Below are 21,845 nucleotides of genomic sequence, written 5' to 3'. Positions count from 1 at the left end.
CACAAACGAAACGGCCCGCTTCATCACGAAGCGGGCCGCTGCATCAGCCGGGCCTTGCCGGCCGTTCCGTCACAATCAGAACGAGATCGACGCCTGCACATACCAGCTGCGCGGACGTGCGTAGATCTTCTCGGCATAGCCGAGCGTGCCGAGCGACGCATTGCCCTGCACCAGATACAGCTCGTCGAACAGGTTCTGCACGCCACCGGTCAGCTTCCAACCGGTCGCCTTGTTGGCGAGCGTGACGGAGGCATTGCCGACGAAATAGCCGTCCTGCTCGATCTCCGGCACGCTGCCGGTGATGAACTTGAGGCTGGCGCTGTAATTGCCATCGAAGCGGGGTGTCAGCGTCACGTCATCGTTGAGCGGGATCTCATAACCGATGCCGAAATTGCCCTGGAAGGAGGGCGTGAACGGCAGGTCATCGCCCGGCTGAACCGTCGCAGTCGCGCCCGGAACAGGCGTGATGCTCAGGATCTCATCGTTGAGCGTGCTCGCCGCGATGTCGATCCGCAGGCCGTAAGCGCGCGGATGATAGCTCAGCTCGCCTTCAAGCCCGCGAATACGCGCCTTGCCGCCGTTGAATAGCAGCGGCACGACGCCCTGACGGAAGATCAGCTGGATATTGCTGTAATCCGCCTGGAAAGCCGCCGCGTTGAAGCGGAAATCGCCGAAATCGAACTTGGCGCCGATCTCGTAGCTATCCACCTTCTCCTCGTCGAACGGCGTCGGCACATTGCCCGGAGGCGCCGCATTGTAGCGGGTGTTGAAGCCGCCCGACTTGAAGCTGCGCGAGTAGGAAATGTAGGTGCTGACATTGCGCGTCCACGAATAGCGCACGCTCGCCGAGCCGGTCAGCGCAGAGAAGCTCTGCGAATAGGGGCCCGGATAGATGAACAGCGGGCCACCCTGCGGGATCGCCAGCGTCGGCAGCGGATCCGGGTCCGGCAGCGTGGCTGGGAACAGGTTGAACACGATGCCGTGATATTTCTTCTTGTCCCGCGTGTAGCGCAAACCGCCAGAAATCTCGAGATTCTGGATCGGCTTCACCGAAAGCTCGCCGAATACCGCGATGGAATCCGTTTCCAGATCAGAAACCTGCAGGTCGCGCGAGCCGGGGCCGCCTGCCAGCAGGGACCCGATGACCGGCGGCGACGGCGGGAAGGCCAGCGGCACGGTCGCCCGCTCGTTGGTCTTCTCATTGAAGTAATAGCCACCGATGATGCCGTTGAGCACCGGCGATTCATACTGCAGCTGGAGTTCCTGGCTATACTGGTCGGACTGCGAGCCCACATCCGTGGTGATCAGCAGCAGCGGGGTATTGTCCGCATCGCGCACGCCGCGCGACTGGGTGGAGCGATAGGCGCTGATCGACTTCAGCAGGACATTAGAGGTCACATTCGCGGTGACCGTGCCCGAGACGCCCCAGACTTCCGAAGTACTCAGCACCGGCGCCGTGCCGCCATTGACGAACGGGCCCTTGTCCTGGAAATTGTTGGCGCAGCGAGCATCGTTGATCTGCGGCACGTTCGGCGCACCGAAGCGCGGATCGCCGGGCGTGAGCGGCGCGAACGGAATGGTGGCGCCGGGGCAGCCGGCCGCCACGCTTGCGATCGCCGCGACCGGTGCGTTCCGGTTCACGCCGGCGAAGACGAACGGCGCACCGTTCTCGTCCCGCTTGGTGTAGTCACCGCGGATGTTCACCTTGATGTCCGGGCTGGCTTCCCAATAGAGCGCGCCATTCAGCGTCGCGCTATCGTCATTGCCGAGATCAATGCCATCATATTCGCGGATCACATAGCCATCGCGCTTGCGGAAACCGCCCGAGACGCGCGCCGCCAACGTGTCGCCCAGCGGAATGTTGAGGGCGGCAAAGCCTTCCATCAGACTGTCCGAGCCAAGGCGCAGACGCACATCCGCGCCGAACCGGCCCAGCTCCGGCTGCTTGGTGCGCACGAGAATGGCGCCGCCAATCGTGTTGCGACCAAAGAGCGTGCCCTGCGGGCCGCGCAGCACTTCAACGCCGGCGATATCGCCGAAGTCGATGGCGCCACCGACAGCGCGGCCGACATAGACTTCATCCAGATAGATGCCCACGCCCGGATCGACCGCCGCTGTGGGATCCAGCTGGCCGATGCCGCGGATGAACACCACCGTCGCGGCGGAGTTGCCGGAGAGCTGGCCGGCTGTCTTGAACTGGAGGTTGGGTGTGATCGTCTCGAGATCGGACGTCTGGTTGATCTGGCGATCTTCGAGCACCTGCGCATCGAAGGCGGAGATCGCGACAGGCGTATCTTGCAGGGATTCGGCCCGGCGACGCGCGGTCACGATGATCGTGCCGGCTTCCGATTCCGTATCCATCGCCTGGGGCGTCTGGGTCGCGGCCGTATCCTGGGCCAAGAGCGGCGTGGAGATCAGCGCGCCGAGCGCTGCGCCAATGAGAAATGGGGCTTTCATGATATCCTCCCTGTGGTTTCTTGGCCGGCGCAGCGATGCCGCGCGTGCCCCGCAGGGCATTGACCTGGCCGGGAAAATAAGCCCACCATGCGCAACTAGCAATGCGACATAACAATCAGTGCGGGGCTGTGATATACGCGCAACACACCGTTAGCTTGGAAATGATTTTCGGGCGGCAACCCTCAGCCATGAGGGGACCGCAAGCATGAGGAGGGGAGCCATAGACCAGTCTGCCGAACCATCCGATGCTCTCTCGCTCGGTCTTCTGGGCGATCTGGCCGGCTATCATCTTCGCCGCGCCTTCGCGGTAATGTCTGCCGACTTCTCCCGCACCTTTGCCGATAGCGACATGCGGCAAGTGCTCTTTGCTGTGTTGTCGGTCGTCTCCGCCAATCCCGGCATCAGCCAGGGCCGGGTGGGCACAGCGCTCGGCATCAAGCGCACCAATATGGTGACGCTGGTCAATCAGCTCGTCGCGCTCGATTTCGTGACGCGCCGGCCTTCGACAGCGGACCGCAGGGCGTTTTCCCTCACGCTGACGGACAAGGGCGCCGCCGCCTTCACCGAGGCCGCCGCACGCATCCACCGCCACGAAACCCAGCTTCTGGCGCATCTCGATACACAGGAGCAAGAGCTGCTGATCGATCTGCTGCGCAAGATCAGGCCCGTGGGCGCCGAGGGCTTGTCCCCCTCGGACGCACCCGACGTCAGCCGCTAGGCGACGCCGACCTCTTTCAACGGAATTTCGCCATCCGCCAGTTGCGCCCGGTCCAGGCGGCTCCCGGCGACGACATGGGCGCGGCCCTGCACATAATCCTTGGTGCGGTTGACGCAGTCGAGCGCGATGACATGCCCCTGCCGCAGATAGACGACCGAGAAGCTGCGCGAAGCCGGATCGCCGCGCACGATGCACTCGTCGAAATCCAGCGACAGGCCGATGGTCTGCAAGCGCAGATCATATTGGTTGGACCAGAACCACGGCACCGCCTCGTAGGGAGCGGGGTTGCCCATGATATGCTGCACGGCCGTGCGAGCCTGATCATTGGCATTCTGCACCGATTCGAGCCGCATCCGGCGCCCCGCCGCAAAGCGGTTCTCATGCGCGGCGCAATCGCCGATCGCGTAGACGTCAGGCAGCGAGGTCTCGCAATATTGATCGACATCTACGCCGTTGCCGCCGCTCGCCCCCGCGAGAATCAGCGGCCCGGTCTCCGGCACAATGCCGATACCGACGATCACCGCATCAGCCGGGATCACCTCGCCATCGGCCAACCGAACGCCGGTGGCCTGCCCCTGATCACCGGTCTCGATGGCATCCACCGAGGCCGAGAGGCGCACGTCCACACCATGGGCGCGATGTTCCTGCGCGAAAAAGTCGGACAGTTCCGGCCCGGCAACGCGCGCCAGCAGCCGCTCCTGCGCCTCCAGAAGCGTGACCTGCTTGCCGAGCTTGCTCAGCACTGCCGCCGCTTCAAGGCCGATATAGCCGCCGCCGACGATGGCGAACCGCTCCGCCGTGGGCAGAATGGCCATCAACCCATCGACATCGGCGCGCGACCGCACGGTGAACAGGCCGCTCGCCGTCGAGCCCGGACAGGACAGCCGCCGGGCCGAGCCACCGCCCGCCCAGATCAGCTTGCCATAGGAAAATTCCGTACCCTTGGCTGTGACCACCTGATGCGCGACCGGATCGATCGTCTTGACCCGTTCCCCGAGGAACAGCGAAATCGCCTGATCCGTCCAGAAATTGGCCGGGCGCAGCAGGATGCGCTCGAAGGTCTTTTCGCCGGCCAGATAGTCCTTGGACAGCGGCGGACGCTCATAAGGAAATTCCGGCTCATCGCCGATCAGGCCCACGGACCCCTCATATTTGAGCTGGCGAAGCAGGATCGCCGCCTGCGCACCGGCATGGCCTCCCCCCACGATCAAGCAGTCGAAATGCTGCACGTCATCTCCCCAATGCAAATTACCCCGCGGCCTTGCCAGAGAAACGAAGGTGCCGCAATCGAACGGTCAACCATTGACCATCCGATTTCGCCTGCGTATAGCGCGCCGGCCTGACGCCGCAAGGCGGCAGCAAGCCCTTGGGGCGGAGTAGCTCAGCCGGTTAGAGCAGCGGAATCATAATCCGCGTGTCGGGGGTTCGAGTCCCTCCTCCGCTACCATTTTCGTCGTCTCAGGGCCTTTCGGCGAAGTGCATCGATTTTCGCGATCAATTAGCCCACTTCCTCCATTTCCGCGCGTTTTCTTCACTTTCGCTTCGTCTTCCCGCAAGATGCGACCGCGTGAGTCGAGCGACGGGATGGCTAAGTGGCCATGAAAATCTCCATCAACGACAGGCTACACCGACTTGTTGATGGGGTCGCAAGAGCGCGCGAGAATATCCAGGCGGTGATAGATATCCATGGGAAGCTGATGATAGACGGACGCAGGGATGCGGAGTTGTTTGCGGCATGTAAAGCGCACCTTGCGCCGTGAGCGCTGAATTACCCCCAGCCCATCTATATAGATACAGGGGCCTGAGCGGCGCTCAGAAGGATTTCACGAGGGACATCATCGTGAACCGGCGCATGTACTGGGCCGCACCCAACACGTTCAATGACCCTTTCGATTGCGCACCGGTGCCCGACTTTTCGGGCACCGCGAGAGAAATGACACTGAAACTGCGGGAAACTCTTCGGCGGAACTTTCCAGACATGGCGAGGTGGGAGATCAAGCGGCTAGCAAAATCCCGACTTGAGAACCGCGATGAATTGATCGATGGCCTTCGTGAACGCGTCGAAGAAACTCGGCGAACCTATGGAGTTTGCTGCTTTAGCGAGCGCAACGATCACCTGCTAATGTGGGGCCACTATGCCGAAAGCCATAAGGGTATCGCCCTGAGATTTAGGACTGCGCAGCTTGAGACTCCGCACTGGGCACCCCTGAAAGTGGAATATTCTCAAGACCGCCCGATCGTAAATGTCGCAAAATACGAGAATGACGAGCTCATAAGAAAGACCCTCCTGATAAAGCCGGAGCCTTGGAGCTACGAACAGGAATGGCGCCTCGTGAATTTCCATGACGGCCCAGGGGTTTATCATTTCAGGCCGGAGTTTCTCGACGGGATTATTTTTGGAGCAGCGACGTCAGATGACCTCAAGCGAGAGATCGCGAGCTGGGTCAAGGAAAGCCGAAAGCCGGTGAGCCTTTATCAAGCCGAGCTTGATAATCGCCGGTACGAGCTCCGTATAAATTTGCAGGATGAAGCAGTGTAGTTGCGACCGCCGGCCACGCCTTGTTCGCGACCGGAAGAGCGCGCCGTAGACCTGGCGCGCCCTCCCCTTGCTCAGACGAGTTCCTGAAGGTCTGCAGGGCTGAAGCCCTTGAGGTCGCTCCAGTCCTGCTGCTGCACCTTGCGGGGCCATTGCGGATCGCTGATCAGCGCGCGGCCTACGGCGATGAGGTCGAATTCGTCGCGCTCCATCCGCTCGATGAGGCGATTGAGCTCCACGCTTGTCGAGCTTTCACCGCCGAAAGCCGCCAGAAACTCGCCGGAGAGGCCCACGGACCCGACGCTGATCGTCGGCGCGCCGGTTAGCTTCTTGGCCCAGCCGGCAAAATTGAGGCCGGCCTCGCCGTCGATCTCCGGGAATTCAGGCTCCCAGAAGCGGCGCTGCGAGCAGTGGAGGATATCGACGCCGGCATCCACCAGCGGCTGCAGCCAATCCTCCATCTCGGCAGGCGTCGCGGCCAGCCGGGCGGAATAATCCTGCTGCTTCCACTGGCTGACGCGCAGAATCACCGGGAAATCTGGCCCGACGGCCGCGCGAATGGCGGCGACCACCTCGCCGGCAAAGCGCGCCCGCTCGCGGATGGTAGATCCGCCATATCGATCCTCGCGAACATTGGTGCCGGACCAGAAGAACTGATCGATCAGATAGCCATGGGCGCCGTGGATCTCGATGGTATCGAAGCCGAGCCGCTTGGCGTCAGCCGCCGCCCTGGCAAAGGCCGCCACGGTATCGGCGATATCCTCCTCGGTCATCGCGACGCCGCGCGGTTCGCCGGGCGCGAGTAGGCCGGAGGGGCTTTCCACCGGAGCGTCCGGCTCCCAGCCGCTACCGGTGCGAGTCGAGCCGGTATGCCAGAGCTGCGGCCCCATCCGCCCGCCGGCGGCATGGACCGCCTCGATCACTCCCGCCCAGCCGGCAAGCGCCGCCTCACCATGGAAGAAGGGAATGCCCGGATCGTTGCGCGAGGCTGGCCGGTCGATCACCGTGCCTTCGGAGAGGATGAGCCCTGCCCCGCCCTCGGCCCGCCGCCGGTAATAGTCCGCATTGGGCTGGCCAGGGATGCCGCCGGGGGCCTTCGCCCGCGTCATCGGCGCCATCACGATACGATTGGGGAGGGAAAGCGATTTGAACTTAAAAGGCCGAAAAAGTACGTCGCCAATGCCAGGCATAGCCGGTAACTCCAGGGTTCAGAGTGGGTCGTCGGCTTGGTAGATAGGCGCGCGACGCCAAATGCCAAATGTCGGAGAGGATTTGCGGGCAGCGACCTTTCCGGCTGTTCGCCGCAAGCGCGGTCATCTGGCGTTCAGGCTGGGATGCGATACCTGCGGCGTGCCGACCGACCGCCTGTACGCGCAACCAACCCGCGCGCTCATCTTCCGCCAAGGCCGGCATTCCTCCCCCGACCATCATTGCCCTGAGTTTCAGGGTGACCCCGCACGCAATGGGCAATAGACTGGCATCATGACCTTTTCCGATATCTTCCGGCCCATCGTTTCCGCCACCGTTGTCCTCGGCCTGATCGCCTCGGCGCCACTGGCCGCACAGGGCGAGGTGCCCGGCCTCCTTCAGCCGCAATCCAAGGCGGGCGAGCAGACGCTCAAGCCCACCGTTCCGGCCGAGCGCCCGTGGCTCTACGAGAAGAGCGACGTGCCCATCGACCCGGCATGGCAGTTCGGCGTGCTGGACAACGGCCTGCGCTATGCGGTGCGCCGCAACGATGTGCCGGCCGGACAGGTATCGATCCGCGTGCGGGTGGATGTCGGCTCGCTGATGGAAGAGCCTGCCGAAGCCGGCTTTGCGCATTTCATCGAGCATCTCTCCTTCCGTGGATCGCGGGATGTACCCGATGGCGAATCGAAGCGGATCTGGCAGCGGCTGGGCGCTGAGTTCGGCAGTGACAGCAATGCGCAGACCACGCCCACCGGCACCACCTATGCGCTCGATCTGCCGCGCGCGACGAACGAAGGCATTGACGAGAGCCTGCGCATTCTCGCCGGGATGATGCAGCAGCCCAACATCAGCAAGGCGCCGGTGGAGGCCGAACGCGCCGTCATCCTCGCCGAGCGGCGCGAGAGCCTTGGCCCCGGCGCCCGGCTGGGAGACGAAATCCGCGCTTTCTATTTCGCCGGCCAGCGCCTCGCCAGCCACAGCCCCATCGGCACCGAGCAGACGCTGCTCAAGGCGACGCCGCAGGCCCTGCGCGCCTTCCACGACCGCTGGTATCGCCCCGACCGCACCGTCATCGCCATTTCCGGGTCCATGGAGCCGGCCGCGCTCGAAGCGATGGTCCGCGCGCATTTCTCCAGTTGGAAGGCCAAGGGCCGCGCGACGCCGCTGCCGGACTTCGGCAAGCCCGATCCCTCCGCCCCGGCCACCAAGGTGATCGTCGAGCCGAGCGTGCCCTATAGCGTGGGCCTCGCTTATCTGCGGCCATGGGTGTTCAACGAAGACACGATCGTCTTCAACCAGATGCGGCTGGCCGACATGGTCGCGCTGGAGCTAATCAATCGGCGCCTCGAAGCCGTGGCCAGCGACGGCGCGTCATTCGTGCAGGCCAATGTCTCGCTGGATAACAGCATGCGCTCGGCCAATGCGACCTATGTGACCATTGTGCCCAATGGGAGTGATTGGGAGAAGGCGCTGCAGGAAGTGCGCGCGATCATCGAGGATGCCCGCCGGGTCGCCCCCAGTCAGGTCGATATCGACCGCGAGTTTCAGGGCATGGAAGCAGGCTTCGCCGCGCTGGTGGCCAGTGCGGCCATTGAGGGCAGCCCCCAGCAGGTCGAGAGCATCGTGCAGGCGGTGGATATTCGCGAGACGGTTGTCTCCCCGCAGGACCAGCTAGCCATCTACCAGTCCTCCAAAAAATATATGACGCCCGAGCAACTGCTCGCGGCGACCAACCGGCTGTTCTCCGCTACGGTGGAACGCGCCCTGCTGAGCCTGCGCGCGCCCCAGGACAATGCCGAACAGCGCCTGCAGACTGCCTTCAGCGCGCAGGTAGAGCCCAATTCCCGCGCGCGCCTGAGCGATTCGCGGGTGACCATGGCCGCGCTGCCCAAGCTGCCCGCGCCGGGCAAGGTCGCCTCGCGCACTGACCTCGGCGTGCTGGGCATCCAGAACGTCACGTTCGAGAATGGCGTTCGCTTGCTCGTCGCCGGCAATCAGGCCGAACCGGGCAAGGTGCATATCAATGTGCGCTGGGGCCATGGCCGCCAGAGCTTCGCGCCGGATGAGCGCGCCGCCTTGTGGGCGGTGCCCTATGCGCTGACTGCCAGTGGCATCGGCGACCTCGGCCAGCGAGAGCTGAACGATCTGATGAGCGGCCGCCGCCTGTCGCTGAACTTCGGCATCGATGACGATGCGTTCACGCTCAGCGGCACGAGCAGCCCGCAGGATTATCCCGACCAATTGCGCCTGTTCGCCTCCAAGCTGGCCTTCCCCCGCTGGGACGAGGCGCCGCTGCGCCGCTCCATGGCAATGCTTGAGGCGAGCTATGATCCGGTGCCGGCCTCCGCTGCGGAAGCCATTGGCCGCGATCTTGAATGGATGCTGCGTGACAAGGATGCCCGCTTCAGCCCGGCCTCTCCGGATGATCGCACGGCGTTGACGCTGGATACCTTCCGCAAGGTCTGGGCGCCCCGCCTCGCCAACGGCCCCATTGAAATCCAGGTGTTCGGCGATCTCGATGTCGAGCAGGCAATTGCCGCCGTGGCCGCCAGCTTCGGCGCTCTGCCCAAACGCGCCGACGCACCGCCACCGGCCCGCAACCTCGCGCTCAATTTCCCCGCTCATGTCGCGACCCCGGTTCGCATCGTCCATGACGGGCCGGACGAACAGGCCGCCGCGATCATCGCCTGGCCGACCGGCAGTGGCGTCGCCGACATTCGCGAGAGCCGCCAGCTTGAGATGTTGGCCCGCATCATCACCGACCGGCTGTTCGAGCGGCTGCGCTCCATCGACGGTGCGGCCTACACGCCCAGCGCATCCAGCAACTGGCCCGAACGGATGAACGGCGGTGGCTTCCTGGTCGTGCAGACCCAGCTGAAGCCCGAGCGCATCCCGTATTTCTATCAGCTGGTGGATGAACTGGTGCGCGATCTGACCACCAATCCGGTGACGGAGGATGAACTCAACCGCCAGATCGCGCCGGTCGGTCAATTGTTGACGCGCGCGGCCTACAGCAATGCCTTCTGGATGGACCAGTTGCAGGGCTTCTCCCGGGACGAGAACCAGCTTGGCTATGCGCGCGCCCTTGGGCGTGACCTCACCAGCATCACGCCGGCCGACCTGCAGGCGCTCGCTGCCCGCTATCTCGTGCCGGAGAAAAGCTGGTCCGCGGTGGTTCTGTCCGAGAGCGCGCCGGCCCCGGCGCTCGGCACATCGGCCAGATTGGGATCCGCTCCGACGCGCTAGGCGCCAACTCGCCCCTTGCACGAGCGCCGGTGACGGCCCAAATGGGAGCCAGTCGCATCCTTGGCCGGCGCGCGTTCAAGCCGGCCTCCGTCCTTCGCGCGAGAGCCAGCATGTTCATCGAAACCGAGCAGACCCCCAATCCCGCAACCCTGAAGTTCCTGCCGGGGCGCCCGGTCATGACCTCCGGCACGCGCGATTTCGCCAGCGCGGACGAGGCAACGGCTTCGCCGCTCGCCGAGGCGCTGTTCAACCTCGGGGATGTGACCGGGGTGTTCTTCGGCCGGGATTTCATCTCGGTCACGGCAGCGCCGGGCGTTGCGTGGAGTTCGCTGCGCACCGACGTGATCGCAATCCTGCTCGACCATTTCTCGGCGGACATGCCGCTGTTCGCGCCGGGCACGGCGCACGAGATCCGCGTTCCGGCGGAGAATGAGGACGATGGCGCCATGCCCGGCGACGACCCGGCCGACGCCGATATTGTCGCGCAGATCCGCGAATTGATCGACACCCGCGTGCGCCCCGCCGTCGCCAATGATGGCGGCGATATCGTCTATCGCGGCTTTGAGCGCGGCACTGTCTTCCTGCGGATGCAGGGCGCCTGCGCCGGCTGCCCCTCCTCAACCGCGACACTCAAGAACGGCATCGAGCAGTTGCTCAAGCATTATGTGCCGGAAGTGACCGAAGTCCGGGCCGTCTGAGCCGATCGATGCGCCGGATCGTTCCCCCACGCGCACGATGAGCCAGCCCTTGGCGCAGCGCACGCTCATCATCGATTGCGCCACGCCGGCGCTCTCCATTGCCCTGTTCGATGGCGACGGGCTGATTGACGCGACGCATCGCGAGTTGGGGCGCGGTCACGCCGAAGCGCTGCTGCCCGCCATCGCTGCGTTGCCCGAGGGCGGCCGCGCCGACGCCATTCTCGTGGACATTGGCCCTGGCAGCTTCACCGGCGTGCGCGTGGGGCTGGCTGCCGCGCGCGCGCTGGGCTTCGCATGGCAGGTGCCTGTTTCCGGCTATGGCTGTCTCGATCTGGTTGCCGCCATCGCCCGCGCCCGGCTTGCACCGACAGAGCCGTTCGCAGTGACAATGGTCGGCGGACATGGCGAAATCTTCTGGGCGGAAGCGGCATCGCCCGTCACACCCGACAGCCCGCCCCTCATCGTCCGATCCACGCCAATCGACGAACTGGCGGCGTCTCTCAACGTCGGCCTGCTCGTCGGATCGGGCGCACAGACGCTGGTCGATGCCGGCGCGCGAGGCCGGGCCACTCCGCTGCTTCCCGATGCCCGCGCGGTGTTCCGCCTGCCGGTGACGCAACGCACCCGCCCTCCCGTGCCGGATTACGGGCGCGGGGCAGACGCCCAGCCCATGGCTGCCGCAAGCAAGCCCAGACCAGCGCCGGTTCGCTGATGCAGGACAAGGAGGCGCTCCGCATCGTGGCCAGTCTCGATCCTTGTGTGGACGAGATCGGCGCCGCCGTGCAGGTGATGTCGGCCGCCTTCCCACCGGAATTTGGCGAGGCATGGTCTTCTGCGCAGTTGATGGGCATGATGCAATTGCCCGGCTCCATTCTGGTGACTGGCTACACCCAAGCCGGACCGGTCGGCTTCGGCCTGATCCGCAGTATTGCCGGCGAAGCGGAGCTTCTTTTGCTTGCCGTCCACCCCGATCATCGTGGGCGGACACATGGCCGCCGATTACTTGATCGATGCATGACAGAGGCCGAGGGCACCGGCGCAGAAACAGTTTTTCTGGAAGTGCGCGCGGGGAATCCAGCTCTTCATCTTTATATCAAAGCCGGCTTTCATCAGTATAATGTTCGACTTAACTACTATTGTGGATCGAACGGTTCCCGCTTTGATGCTTTGAGTTTGAAACTCGTTTTGGGACAGGGAGCGCCCTGAGTCCGAAACTTCTCTTGCGCTCATCGTTCAATCCCCATAATGTTTAATGGTAGAATATAGCCTAAGAATAGTGATTCTACGGGTCGCAAGTTGATAATGGGAACTTCATATGTCCGATACTAACGCTCAAGACGAAGTGCTGATCACACTCACCTCGGATATCGTGGCTGCCCACGTATCCAATAACAGTGTGGCTGTGTCGGACGTGCCGACGCTCATCCAGAATGTTTACAGTGCGCTGGCCGGTCTTCAGCAGGACGTCGCGCCGCCGCAACCCAAGCAGGAGCCGGCCGTATCTGTCCGTTCTTCGATCAAGCCCGATTACATCGTGTGCCTGGAAGACGGGAAGAAGCTGAAGATGCTCAAGCGGCATCTCATGACCCATTATCAGATGACGCCGGAAGACTATCGCGCCAAGTGGGGGCTCCCCGCTGACTATCCGATGGTCGCGCCCAACTATGCCGAACAGCGCCGCACGCTGGCCAAGAAGATCGGTCTCGGCACCACGCGCAAGCGCGGCCGCAAATAATCCCGCGCCCCGCGCGCGAACGCAAAAATCGAACGATGCCGCCTTTGCACAAGGGCGGCATTTTTCTTGTCAGCCAATCGTCAAAAAGCCGAAATTGCGGGTTCCAGAACGGGTAAATTCAGCTACACAGTCCCCATGTCCCGGACGATTGACATAGAAGCGCTGTGCGCAGAGCGCGGCCTGCGCATCACCGAGCAGCGGCGCGTGATCGCCCGCGTGCTTTCCGAAAGCGAAGACCATCCCGATGTGGAAAAGCTGCACGAGCGCGCCTCCGCAATCGACAGCAACATCTCCATCGCCACGGTGTATCGCACTGTGCGCCTGTTCGAAGAGGCAGGCATATTGGAGCGTCATGATTTTGGCGATGGCCGCGCGCGCTATGAGCCGGCGCCAGAAGCCCATCACGATCACCTGATCGACGTGGAATCCGGCAAGGTCGTGGAGTTCGTGGACCCGGAGTTGGAGCAGCTCCAGCGCCAGATTGCCGAGAAGCTGGGCTATCGCCTCGTGGATCACCGCATGGAGCTCTACGGCGTCTCGCTCGATCGCGATCGCAGCAAGGACTAAGTGAGCCGCCTGCGCGCGCTCGCAAGGCTTGCGCGCCTGATCGGCGTCGTCATTGCCTGCGTCATCCCGCATCTTCTCGCCCGTCGCCGCGGCGTTTCGCCCTGGCCCCAGCGCTTTCTCGCGCGCGCCGCGCACGCCACGGGCTTTGACGTCCGCATCGAGGGCACGCCCATGCTGCACGATGTGTTCTTCATCGCCAATCATGTGAGTTGGATCGACATTCTTGCGCTGGGCGGCGCGACCGGCACCGCGTTCATCTCGAAGGATGATGTACAGCGCGCACCGATCGTCGGCTGGCTCGCCGCGCAGAATAATACCGTGTTCATCACCCGCGAGCGGCGCGGCGCCGTCGCCGGGCAGATCGACACCGTGCGCACCGCACTGGCCGCGCATCAGCCCATCGCGCTGTTCCCGGAAGGGACGACTGGGGACGGCCGATCTCTGCTGCCGTTCAAGCCCGCGCTCTTTTCGGTTCTTCTCCCGCCGCCCCGCTCGATTCTCATCCAGCCGGTCGTCATCGATTACGGCGCGGGAACCGATCTCGTCGCCTGGAAGGAGGGCGAGAGCGGCATCGCCAATGCGCTCCGCATCCTCGGCGCGCCAGGCCGGCGCACCCTGACGCTGCGGTTCCTCGATCCATTCGATCCCGGCGATCATCCCGATCGCAAGGCACTCGCCGCCAGCGCGCGGGCGAGGCTTGCCGCGGCCATGGGCCTGCCCGGCTGAACGGCAGGCCCCGCAGCGGCCTGCCCTTCCCCCCTCGTCCTAACGGCTGTATAGGCGCGGGCATGACCCAGACCCCACCCAAGACCTACCATGTCAAATCCTTCGGCTGCCAGATGAACGTCTATGATGGCGAGCGCATGGGCGAGTTGCTGGCGGCGCGCGGCATGACAGCGGCGGGCGATGGTGCCGAGGCGGATCTGGTGGTGCTGAACACCTGCCACATCCGCGAGCGGGCCGCCGAGAAGGTCTATTCGGACATTGGCCGGCTGCGGCGGGAGGATGGCACGCGCCCAATGATCGCCGTCGCAGGCTGCGTGGCGCAGGCGGAAGGGTCGGAAATCACCCGGCGCACCAAGGCCGTCGATATCGTCGTCGGCCCGCAGGCCTATCACCGCCTGCCTGGCCTCATCGACGATGTGGTTGCGGGTCGCGAGGCCGTCGATACGGACATGCCAGCCGATTCCAAGTTCGACGTGCTGCCGGGTCGGGCACGCCGATCCGCACCGTCTGCCTTTCTCACCGTGCAAGAGGGGTGCGACAAGTTCTGCACCTATTGCGTCGTGCCCTATACGCGCGGCGCGGAGGTCAGCCGCCCTTGGAGCGCCATCATGGATGAGGCGCGCGCGCTGGTCGATGCCGGCGCCTGCGAGATCACCCTGCTCGGCCAGAATGTGAATGCCTGGTCCGGCGAAGACGAAGCCGGTCGCCCGCAGGGGCTGGACGGGCTCATCCGCGCGCTGGACAGGCTGCCCGGCCTCGCCCGCATCCGCTACACCACCAGCCACCCCAACGACATGACGCAGGCACTGATCGATGCCCATGCCGAGGTGCCGGCGCTGATGCCGTTCCTCCACCTGCCGGTGCAGGCCGGCTCGGACCGCATCCTCAAGGCCATGAACCGCAGCCACAGCCGCGACTCCTACCTACGCATCATCGAGCGCGTCCGCGCCGCCCGGCCGGACATCGCCCTGTCCGGCGATTTCATCGTCGGCTTCCCCGGCGAGACCGATGCCGAGTTCGAGGAGACGCTGAGCATCGTCAACGAGGCGCGCTATGCGCAGTGCTTCAGCTTCAAATACAGTCCGCGCCCGGGCACACCCGCTGCCGATATGGAAGGCCAGATCGCGCCAGAGGTAATGGACGAACGCCTCAAGCGCCTGCAGGCCACGCTGAACGTTCATCAACTGGCGTTCAATCAGGCCAGCGTCGGCCAGCGCACGACCATTTTGCTGGAGCGCAAGGGGCGGCACCCCGGCCAGCTCATCGGCAAGACGCCCTGGCTCCAGTCGGTCCACATCGATGGCACGAGCGCGACTATCGGCGATCTGATCGCGGTGGATATTCTCTCGGCCGGGCCCAACAGCCTCGCCGGCGCGCTCGCCAGTCCGCTTGCCGCCTGAGGTGGGCGGGCGCGGGCAACGGTCCCCTGAAAACACCGCTTCACCTCTTTGCAGAATACGCCACCGTGCCCGCGCGGCATGTGAACGGCTTCACTCAGTGACGATCTCGAGGGTATGAAGTTTTCCCGCTTTTTCAGCTTTTCCGGCCATGATCTCGCCATCGATCTGGGCACCGTCAACACATTGGTTCACGTCGCCGGCAAGGGCGTCGTCCTGAACGAGCCGTCCGTCATCGCGATCGAGACGATCGCGGGCGTCGGCCATATCAAGGCCGTCGGCAATGAGGCCAAACTGATGCTGGGCAAGACGCCGGAAGGCGTGCGCGCCCTGCGTCCGCTGCGTGACGGCGTCATTGCCGACATCGAAATCGCCGAGCAGATGATCAAGCATTTCATCGACAAGGCGCTGGGCAGTGCCCGCATGGGCCGCAACCGCGTGGTAGTCGCGGTGCCCTCGGGCGCGACGATGGTGGAGCGCCGCGCAATCCGCGACGCCACCTCGCGCGCAGGCGCTGCCGATGTGCAGCTCATCGAGGAGCCAATGGCTGCCGCAATCGGCGCTGGCTTGCCGGTGGTAGACCCGATTGGCGCCATGGTTGTGGACATTGGCGGCGGCACCACCGAGGTGGCCGTGCTGTCGCTCAGCGGCATCGCCTATAGCGGTTCGGTGCGTGTCGGCGGCGATAAGATGGACGAAGCGATCTCCTCCTACGTCCGGCGTCATCATAATCTGATGATCGGCGAAATAACGGCCGAGCGCGTCAAGCAGCAGATCGGTAATGCCATGACGCCCGACGGCGCTGGCATAGCCCTGGGTGTGCGCGGGCGCGATCTGGTCAATGGCCGCCCGGTCGAGATCGAAATCAGCGAAGCCCAGATCGCCGAGGCCCTGCGCGAATCGATCAACCAGATCGTCGGCTCGGTGATGACCGCGCTGGAGGAAACCCCGCCGGAGCTGTCCGCCGACATTATCGATGAAGGCATCACCCTCACAGGCGGCGGCGCGCTGCTGCGGGGCATGGACGAGGCCATTGCGGTCGCGACCGGCTTGCCCGTGAAGATCGCCGAAAACCCGCTGATGTGCGTGGCGATGGGCGCCGGTCGGGCATTGGAAGATCCGATCTACGACGGCGTGCTCGCCCCCGCCTGAGGCTCTGCGTCCGAGCAGGTGCCGGCGCGCCTTCCAATCGCCATTTTAGCTGTCGGTGGAACCCGCTAGTCCTGGGCGACACTGCTGGGGAGAGGACATGGCGCAACCCACGGAAGCCGCCGCGCTCGCGGCCAACAAGCAACTTGTGCTGGCGATGTGGCACGACGTCATCGACGGCCGCAACATCGAGGCTGCGGGCAAATATATCGCGCCCGATTACATCCAGCATTCGCCCGGCATCGGCCAAGGACTGGCAGCGCTCATCGCCTTCCTGCGCACCGAATTTCCAGACATGCAGCCGTTGGAGCCCGGCACCTATCCGCTGACCCGGTTCGAGTTCGTCCTCGCCGAGGGCGACCTCGTCCAGCTCATGTTCCAGCGGCATTTGCCGGACCCGCACGATCCCGCGCGGCTCACGCCGGTCTGGTGGTACGACACCTATCGCATTCGCGATGGCCTGATCGTGGAGCATTGGGATTCGGCGCACGGCTAAGGGGCGTGCCGCAAAGAAGCGAGTGCCGGCCATTCAAGATCAAAATTTCGAAACGGCGATAGCGCTGACTTTGGATTTTTCCATCGTCATTCCCGCGTGCGCGGGAATGACGAGAAATACTTGTCCCCCATCACACCTCCCAGGGAAACCGACCCCGCCGCAAGATCACACCCGCGCCCTCACCCAAACCGCCCCCCTCTTTTCACCTCAACGCCGAGACTTCCCGCTTGTCGCTCCCCCCGCCCTTCTGGCATGAAGCTTGGCAATGACAGACACTCTCATCGCGCCCCGCGCCCTGAGTCGACCGCTTGGTCGCCCGCTTGCCTAAGCGCCCCGTGCCAGCCCAGGCCGGAGAACGGGCCCGCCTCGAACTGGTCTTCGACAAGCCGTTTCTGCTCGGCGCCCTGTTCGGGGAATATGACCAGAACCTCGTCGCCATCGAGAACCGCCTCGGCGTGTACATCTCCGCACGGGGGAACAAGCTGCAGATCGAGGGGAATGCGGAAGGCGCCGCTCGCGCCCGCGACGTCCTGCAGGGGCTCTACAATCGCCTCGCCGCCGGCCAGACGGTCGACAGCGGCGCGGTGGAGGCGGTGATCGCCATGTCCGCCGAGCCGACGCTCGATGGCATCATCCGGCATGATGTGTCGGAGCCGCCCAAGGTGATGATCCGCACCCGCAAGAAGACCATCGTGCCGCGTTCGGCCAATCAGGGCGTCTATATGGACGCGCTGGCCCGCAACGAGCTGATCTTCGCCCTCGGGCCGGCCGGCACCGGCAAGACCTATCTCGCCGTCGCGCAGGCGGTGAGCCAGCTTATCACCGGCTCTGTGGACCGCCTGATTCTTTCGCGCCCCGCCGTGGAGGCCGGCGAGCGACTGGGCTTCCTGCCTGGCGACATGAAGGAGAAGGTCGATCCCTATCTCCGCCCGCTTTACGACGCCCTCTACGACACGCTCCCCGCCGAGCAGGTCGAGCGGCGCATCGCCTCGGGCGAGATCGAGGTCGCGCCGCTCGCCTTCATGCGCGGCCGCACGCTCGCCAATGCCTTCATCATCCTCGATGAAGCGCAGAACACCACCATCGCGCAGATGAAGATGTTCCTCACCCGCTTTGGCGAAGGTAGTCGCATGGTCATCTGCGGCGACCCCAAGCAGGTCGATCTCCCACAGCCCGGCGCATCGGGCCTCGCTGATGCAGTCGAGCGGCTGGAGGGCATTGAAGGCATCGCCGTCACCCGCTTCACCACGGCGGATGTGGTGCGCCACCCCATCGTCGGACGGATCGTCGCGGCTTATGAGGGCCCGAATGCTTGAAGTGCTGACCGAGGCCAGCCCGGAATGGGCCGAGAAAACCGACTGGAACGCGCTCGCTGATCGAGCCGTGCGCGCCGCGCTCGCGCAAACTTCGCAATCGGTGATCATCGACAGCGATGCCTGCGTCGAACTCTCCATCCGGCTGGCAGACGACGCCGAAGTCCAGCAGCTCAACGCCTCCTTCCGGGGCAAGGACAAGCCGACCAACGTCCTCTCCTTTCCGATGATCCAGAGCGATCTCATCGAATCCATCGAAAATAGCGACGATGGTGAGGTGCTGCTCGGCGACATCATCCTCGCCTACCAGACCTGCGCCCGTGAAGCGCTGGAACGCGCGGTTTCGCTGGAAAATCACGCGACGCATCTCATCGTTCACGGCACGCTCCACCTGCTCGGCCACGATCATGAAAATGATGCCGAGGCCGAGGCGATGGAGGGCCTTGAAATACGAGCCCTTGAAACGCTGGGCATTGATGATCCATATGGGGATCGCGAGCCCGGCATGACCGGGCCGATTGACGAAACAGGGAATTGATCCAGAAGATGTCGGAGACATCCGCACCGTCCCCCTCCAAAGAGGGCGACAGTAGTAGTAGCAGCGAAGGCGGACGAATATGGCAGGGCCTCAAAGCCCTGCTTTTCGGCGATAATGGATCGACCAGCCTCAGGCACGAGCTTGAGAGCGTCATCGAGCAATATGACGATCAGGAAGATGAGACGTCCCGTAAGGGCGACCTCACCCCGATCGAGCGTCAGATGCTCCGCAACATGCTCCATTTCAGCGAGCATACGGTGGACGACGTCGCCGTGCCGCGCGCGGACATCATCGCCATTTCGCAGGATGCCAGCTTTACGGAGCTGATGGCGCTGTTCGCGCAGGCCGGCCACAGCCGCATTCCCGTCTACAAGGACACGCTCGATCATGTCACCGGCATGATCCACATTCGCGATGCCTTCGCCATTCTGGCACGCGGAGAAGCGCACCCGGAGTCGCTGGAGACGCTGATCCGTCAGCCGCTCTATGTGCCGCAGAGCATGGGCGTGCTGGACCTGCTCGCCGAAATGCGCGCCAAGCGCACGCACCTTGCCATCGTGCTCGATGAATATTCCGGCACGGACGGTCTACTGACCATCGAGGATCTCGTCGAGGAAATCGTCGGCGATATCGAGGACGAGCATGACGAGGAACCGGAGGCACTGCTGGTGCCGCTGGAAGATGGCATGTGGGATGCCGACGCCCGCGCCGAGCTGGAAGATATCGCCCGGACCGTCGATCCGCGCCTTGCCGAGGTCGATTCCGATGTCGACACCATTGGCGGTCTCGCTTTTGTGATCGCGGGGCGCGTGCCGGAGACCGGCGAAATCATCGAGCATGAGCCGAGTGGCTGGCGCATCGAAATCGTCGAGGCGAATCCGCGCCATGTCGCGCGGGTGCGCCTGCATCCGCCCGAGGCACTGGCCGACGATCTGGAGCAGTAGGCCAAGGCCGCCGCGAAGATCGCCAGCGGCCGGTCTAACGCGATCCTAAGCGGCGCGCGCCGCTGGCCTGGCCATGTCGCTCTCGGCAATCAGACCCGCCATGAGCTGGGCCAGCCAGCGCGCATCATCCTCGGCGCGGTGGCGCCGCGCCCGCTGACGATCCGCCGCGTCGAGCAGCCGCGTCAGAACGGTGCGATCCGTATCATGAAACAGGCGAAGCTCGGCGAGGCAGCGGATCGGCAGATGCGTCGCTTCGCCCGCCGCTACAAAGAGCGTGCGCGACCACGCATCATCGAAATAGCTGTCGGCAATCACCTCATGCCCAGCCACGGCCGCGCGCAATTGCCGTGCGACGCAGCGGGCGTCCAGCCCATCGCGCTCAAGCTGCGCGCGCGAAATGCCGTGCAGGCTCTCGGCTTCCTCGCTCCACTGCCAGTCGGCCCAGTCCGCATGAGGACGGATCAGCCAGGAGCGGCTCCAGCCTTCGGTGCTGGCAATGCCGACTTCAATGGGGAAAGACCGGCCATATTGCGGCAGGCAGGACGCTTCAAAATCAACGGCGATGACGGCCATGCGACATACTCACATAAGGAGCTGCCCCATCACGCTCCATCCTCACCCGTACAGGACGCCCGTTGCCGGATTTTGTTCCTGCCTTTTCTGATCCTGGAAACAGGTCTAGCGGACTGAGGTTAAGATTTCGCGTCATGCCCGGCGCTTCGGGCGCAGGCTGGTGGGTCGCTCACCGATGCGGGAGCAGCGCGCCGACGATCTGCCGGTCTTCCTGTCGCAATACGCCCCAGGCGCGCGCCGCCGCGCGGCTGTCCATGGCCTCCACGCCGATCCCCATGGCTTCGACGGCGCGGACGAACGCTGCCGAGGGCCTGACCAGCCTGGGTCCAGTGCCGAGGAGGAGAAATTCTGCCGGCGGGTCGAGATCCAGGATCGGGCGCAGCATCTCGACCGTCAGTTGGTCGATCGTCGTCGCCGCGTCCCACGGGACCACGCCAGCCGGATCGATCAGGATGCCGCTGTCGAACACATGATCGCGCACGCGAAAGCCGCGCCCGGCAAAGCCGGTGATGACCGGGCCCGCGGGCTTCTCGTCGCGGAGCAGTTCCATGCTCTTTCCTCCCCGCCCGACGGATGCCGCGAGATCAGCGCGGCATCGTCTCGTTCTTGAGGGTCCGCTCGGCGCCGGCCACCTGACCGCCCGCCTTAGCAACGAAGCTGTCCGAGCCGACCTTGGTCCACACCAGCAGCGGCGCGGACATGTACATCGACGAATAGGTGCCGACGAAAATGCCGAACAACATGGCGGCGGTGAAGCCGAAGATCACTTCCGGCCCGAGGAGCAGCAGCACCACCAGTGTGATGATGATCGTCAGCGAGGTCATCACCGTGCGTGCGAGCGTCTCGTTGATCGAGAGGTCAAGCAGCGGAACCAGCTCCATCTTGCGATATTTGCGCAGATTTTCGCGGATACGGTCATAGATGACGATGGTGTCGTTGAGCGAATAGCCGATGATCGTCAGCAGGGCCGCGACGATGTTCAGGTTGAACTCCATCTGGGTGAGCGCGAACAGCCCGAAGGTGAGCGCCACGTCATGGAACAGCGCAAACAGCGCGCCGAGACCGAACTGCCACTCGAAGCGGAACCAGATGTAGATGGAGATCGCCAGCATCGCGAAGAACATCGACCAAGCGCCAGTCTCGAACAGTTCGCCCGAGACCTTGCCGGACACGGTATCGACACTGCCGAACACCGCATCGGGATGGGCCTTGAGGATCGCCGCCTTAAGCCGCTCGGCAGCCTGGTTCGCGGCATCCTCGCCACCCTCGGGCAAGGAGGTACGGATCGAGACGTCCTTCGCCGAGCCGAACTGCTGGATATTCGCCTCCCCCTTCACCGCCGCATCCACGGTGCCGCGCAGGGCATCGAGGTTGACGGGCTGCGAGAAGGTGACCCGCATCATCTGGCCGCCGACGAAATCGACGCCCAGATTGAGGCCGCGCGTGGCGACCAGAGCAATCGACGCTATGATCGAGATCATGCTGATCGCCATGGCGATGTGCCGCCACTTGAGGAAGCCGATGTTGGTGTTGTCCGGGACAAGCTTGAGCAAGCGCATTG

At 64.2% G+C, this 21,845-nt stretch carries 21 protein-coding genes and 1 tRNA gene; 16 read left to right on the top strand and 6 right to left on the bottom strand.

Going from position 1 to position 21,845, the window contains the following annotated elements; translation table 11 throughout:
- Positions 1–75: 75 nt before the first annotated feature.
- Positions 76–2,457, bottom strand: a complete 2,382-nt coding sequence (locus M2343_RS03260) for a TonB-dependent receptor (protein WP_264575581.1) — start codon at positions 2,455–2,457, stop codon at positions 76–78.
- A 205-nt stretch (positions 2,458–2,662) separates the two neighbouring features.
- On the opposite strand from M2343_RS03260, the gene M2343_RS03255 reads away from it, so the two are divergent.
- Entirely contained in the window at positions 2,663–3,175 is a 513-nt protein-coding gene (locus M2343_RS03255) for a MarR family winged helix-turn-helix transcriptional regulator (RefSeq protein WP_264575580.1), read from the top strand.
- On the opposite strand, the gene M2343_RS03250 is transcribed toward M2343_RS03255, so the two are convergent.
- A complete protein-coding gene (locus tag M2343_RS03250) occupies positions 3,172–4,404 on the bottom strand; it encodes an NAD(P)/FAD-dependent oxidoreductase (protein ID WP_181559980.1) in 1,233 nt (410 codons plus the stop codon). The two genes, M2343_RS03255 and M2343_RS03250, sit on opposite strands and share 4 nt — an antisense overlap.
- A gap of 141 nt (positions 4,405–4,545) precedes the next feature.
- On the opposite strand from M2343_RS03250, the gene M2343_RS03245 reads away from it, so the two are divergent.
- A tRNA-Met gene (locus M2343_RS03245) sits at positions 4,546–4,622 on the top strand.
- A gap of 393 nt (positions 4,623–5,015) precedes the next feature.
- On the top strand, positions 5,016–5,714 hold the full coding sequence (locus tag M2343_RS03240) for a DUF2971 domain-containing protein (RefSeq protein ID WP_264575579.1): 699 nt from the start codon (positions 5,016–5,018) through the stop codon (positions 5,712–5,714).
- A 71-nt stretch (positions 5,715–5,785) separates the two neighbouring features.
- Here the strand turns inward: M2343_RS03240 and M2343_RS03235 are convergent, their stop codons facing one another.
- Positions 5,786–6,901 carry an NADH:flavin oxidoreductase gene (locus M2343_RS03235; RefSeq protein WP_264575578.1) on the bottom strand — a complete coding sequence of 372 codons (1,116 nt, stop codon included), beginning with the start codon at positions 6,899–6,901 and terminating at the stop codon, positions 5,786–5,788.
- A gap of 292 nt (positions 6,902–7,193) precedes the next feature.
- On the opposite strand from M2343_RS03235, the gene M2343_RS03230 reads away from it, so the two are divergent.
- The 13 genes from M2343_RS03230 to M2343_RS03170 all read left to right on the top strand — a co-directional run bounded on the left by M2343_RS03230 (position 7,194) and on the right by M2343_RS03170 (position 19,711).
- Positions 7,194–10,148: a M16 family metallopeptidase gene (locus M2343_RS03230; protein WP_264575577.1), complete on the top strand. Its 2,955-nt coding sequence runs from the start codon at positions 7,194–7,196 to the stop codon at positions 10,146–10,148.
- A gap of 110 nt (positions 10,149–10,258) precedes the next feature.
- The gene (locus M2343_RS03225) at positions 10,259–10,846 is read left to right on the top strand and encodes a NifU family protein (RefSeq protein ID WP_264575576.1); all 588 of its coding nucleotides are present in this window, start codon (positions 10,259–10,261) and stop codon (positions 10,844–10,846) included.
- A gap of 49 nt (positions 10,847–10,895) precedes the next feature.
- Positions 10,896–11,558, top strand: a complete 663-nt coding sequence (tsaB, locus tag M2343_RS03220; protein ID WP_264575575.1) for a tRNA (adenosine(37)-N6)-threonylcarbamoyltransferase complex dimerization subunit type 1 TsaB — start codon at positions 10,896–10,898, stop codon at positions 11,556–11,558.
- Positions 11,558–12,052 (top strand): GNAT family N-acetyltransferase, encoded by a 495-nt coding sequence (locus M2343_RS03215; RefSeq protein ID WP_264575574.1) that lies wholly within the window; start codon positions 11,558–11,560, stop codon positions 12,050–12,052. Before tsaB ends, M2343_RS03215 begins: the two co-directional genes overlap by 1 nt.
- Before the next feature lie 109 nt (positions 12,053–12,161).
- Positions 12,162–12,581 carry a MucR family transcriptional regulator gene (locus M2343_RS03210; RefSeq protein ID WP_264570670.1) on the top strand — a complete coding sequence of 140 codons (420 nt, stop codon included), beginning with the start codon at positions 12,162–12,164 and terminating at the stop codon, positions 12,579–12,581.
- 135 nt (positions 12,582–12,716) lie between these two features.
- Positions 12,717–13,148, top strand: a complete 432-nt coding sequence (locus M2343_RS03205) for a Fur family transcriptional regulator (protein WP_181559986.1) — start codon at positions 12,717–12,719, stop codon at positions 13,146–13,148.
- Positions 13,149–13,874 (top strand): lysophospholipid acyltransferase family protein, encoded by a 726-nt coding sequence (locus M2343_RS03200; RefSeq protein WP_264575573.1) that lies wholly within the window; start codon positions 13,149–13,151, stop codon positions 13,872–13,874.
- A gap of 50 nt (positions 13,875–13,924) precedes the next feature.
- Entirely contained in the window at positions 13,925–15,274 is a 1,350-nt protein-coding gene (miaB, locus tag M2343_RS03195) for a tRNA (N6-isopentenyl adenosine(37)-C2)-methylthiotransferase MiaB (RefSeq protein ID WP_264577479.1), read from the top strand.
- A gap of 114 nt (positions 15,275–15,388) precedes the next feature.
- Positions 15,389–16,423: a rod shape-determining protein gene (locus M2343_RS03190; RefSeq protein WP_264575572.1), complete on the top strand. Its 1,035-nt coding sequence runs from the start codon at positions 15,389–15,391 to the stop codon at positions 16,421–16,423.
- Positions 16,424–16,520: 97 nt separating this feature from the next.
- Entirely contained in the window at positions 16,521–16,916 is a 396-nt protein-coding gene (locus tag M2343_RS03185; protein WP_264575571.1) for a nuclear transport factor 2 family protein, read from the top strand.
- A 320-nt stretch (positions 16,917–17,236) separates the two neighbouring features.
- The gene (locus tag M2343_RS03180; RefSeq protein WP_264575570.1) at positions 17,237–18,232 is read left to right on the top strand and encodes a PhoH family protein; all 996 of its coding nucleotides are present in this window, start codon (positions 17,237–17,239) and stop codon (positions 18,230–18,232) included.
- The gene (gene ybeY, locus M2343_RS03175; protein WP_264575569.1) at positions 18,225–18,767 is read left to right on the top strand and encodes an rRNA maturation RNase YbeY; all 543 of its coding nucleotides are present in this window, start codon (positions 18,225–18,227) and stop codon (positions 18,765–18,767) included. Before M2343_RS03180 ends, ybeY begins: the two co-directional genes overlap by 8 nt.
- A gap of 8 nt (positions 18,768–18,775) precedes the next feature.
- Positions 18,776–19,711: a hemolysin family protein gene (locus M2343_RS03170; protein WP_264575568.1), complete on the top strand. Its 936-nt coding sequence runs from the start codon at positions 18,776–18,778 to the stop codon at positions 19,709–19,711.
- Between the two features lie 45 nt (positions 19,712–19,756).
- Here the strand turns inward: M2343_RS03170 and M2343_RS03165 are convergent, their stop codons facing one another.
- The 3 genes from M2343_RS03165 to secF form a co-directional block, all read right to left on the bottom strand.
- The gene (locus M2343_RS03165; RefSeq protein WP_264575567.1) at positions 19,757–20,284 is read right to left on the bottom strand and encodes a hypothetical protein; all 528 of its coding nucleotides are present in this window, start codon (positions 20,282–20,284) and stop codon (positions 19,757–19,759) included.
- A 169-nt stretch (positions 20,285–20,453) separates the two neighbouring features.
- Entirely contained in the window at positions 20,454–20,834 is a 381-nt protein-coding gene (locus M2343_RS03160) for an Mth938-like domain-containing protein (protein WP_264575566.1), read from the bottom strand.
- Positions 20,835–20,868: 34 nt separating this feature from the next.
- A complete protein-coding gene (gene secF, locus M2343_RS03155; RefSeq protein WP_264573107.1) occupies positions 20,869–21,843 on the bottom strand; it encodes a protein translocase subunit SecF in 975 nt (324 codons plus the stop codon).
- Positions 21,844–21,845 lie beyond the last annotated feature (2 nt).

The sequence above is a fragment of the Sphingobium sp. B8D3B genome (genome assembly GCF_025961875.1).
Classification (GTDB): domain Bacteria; phylum Pseudomonadota; class Alphaproteobacteria; order Sphingomonadales; family Sphingomonadaceae; genus Sphingobium.
This window is presented reverse-complemented; position numbering and strand designations above follow the sequence as displayed.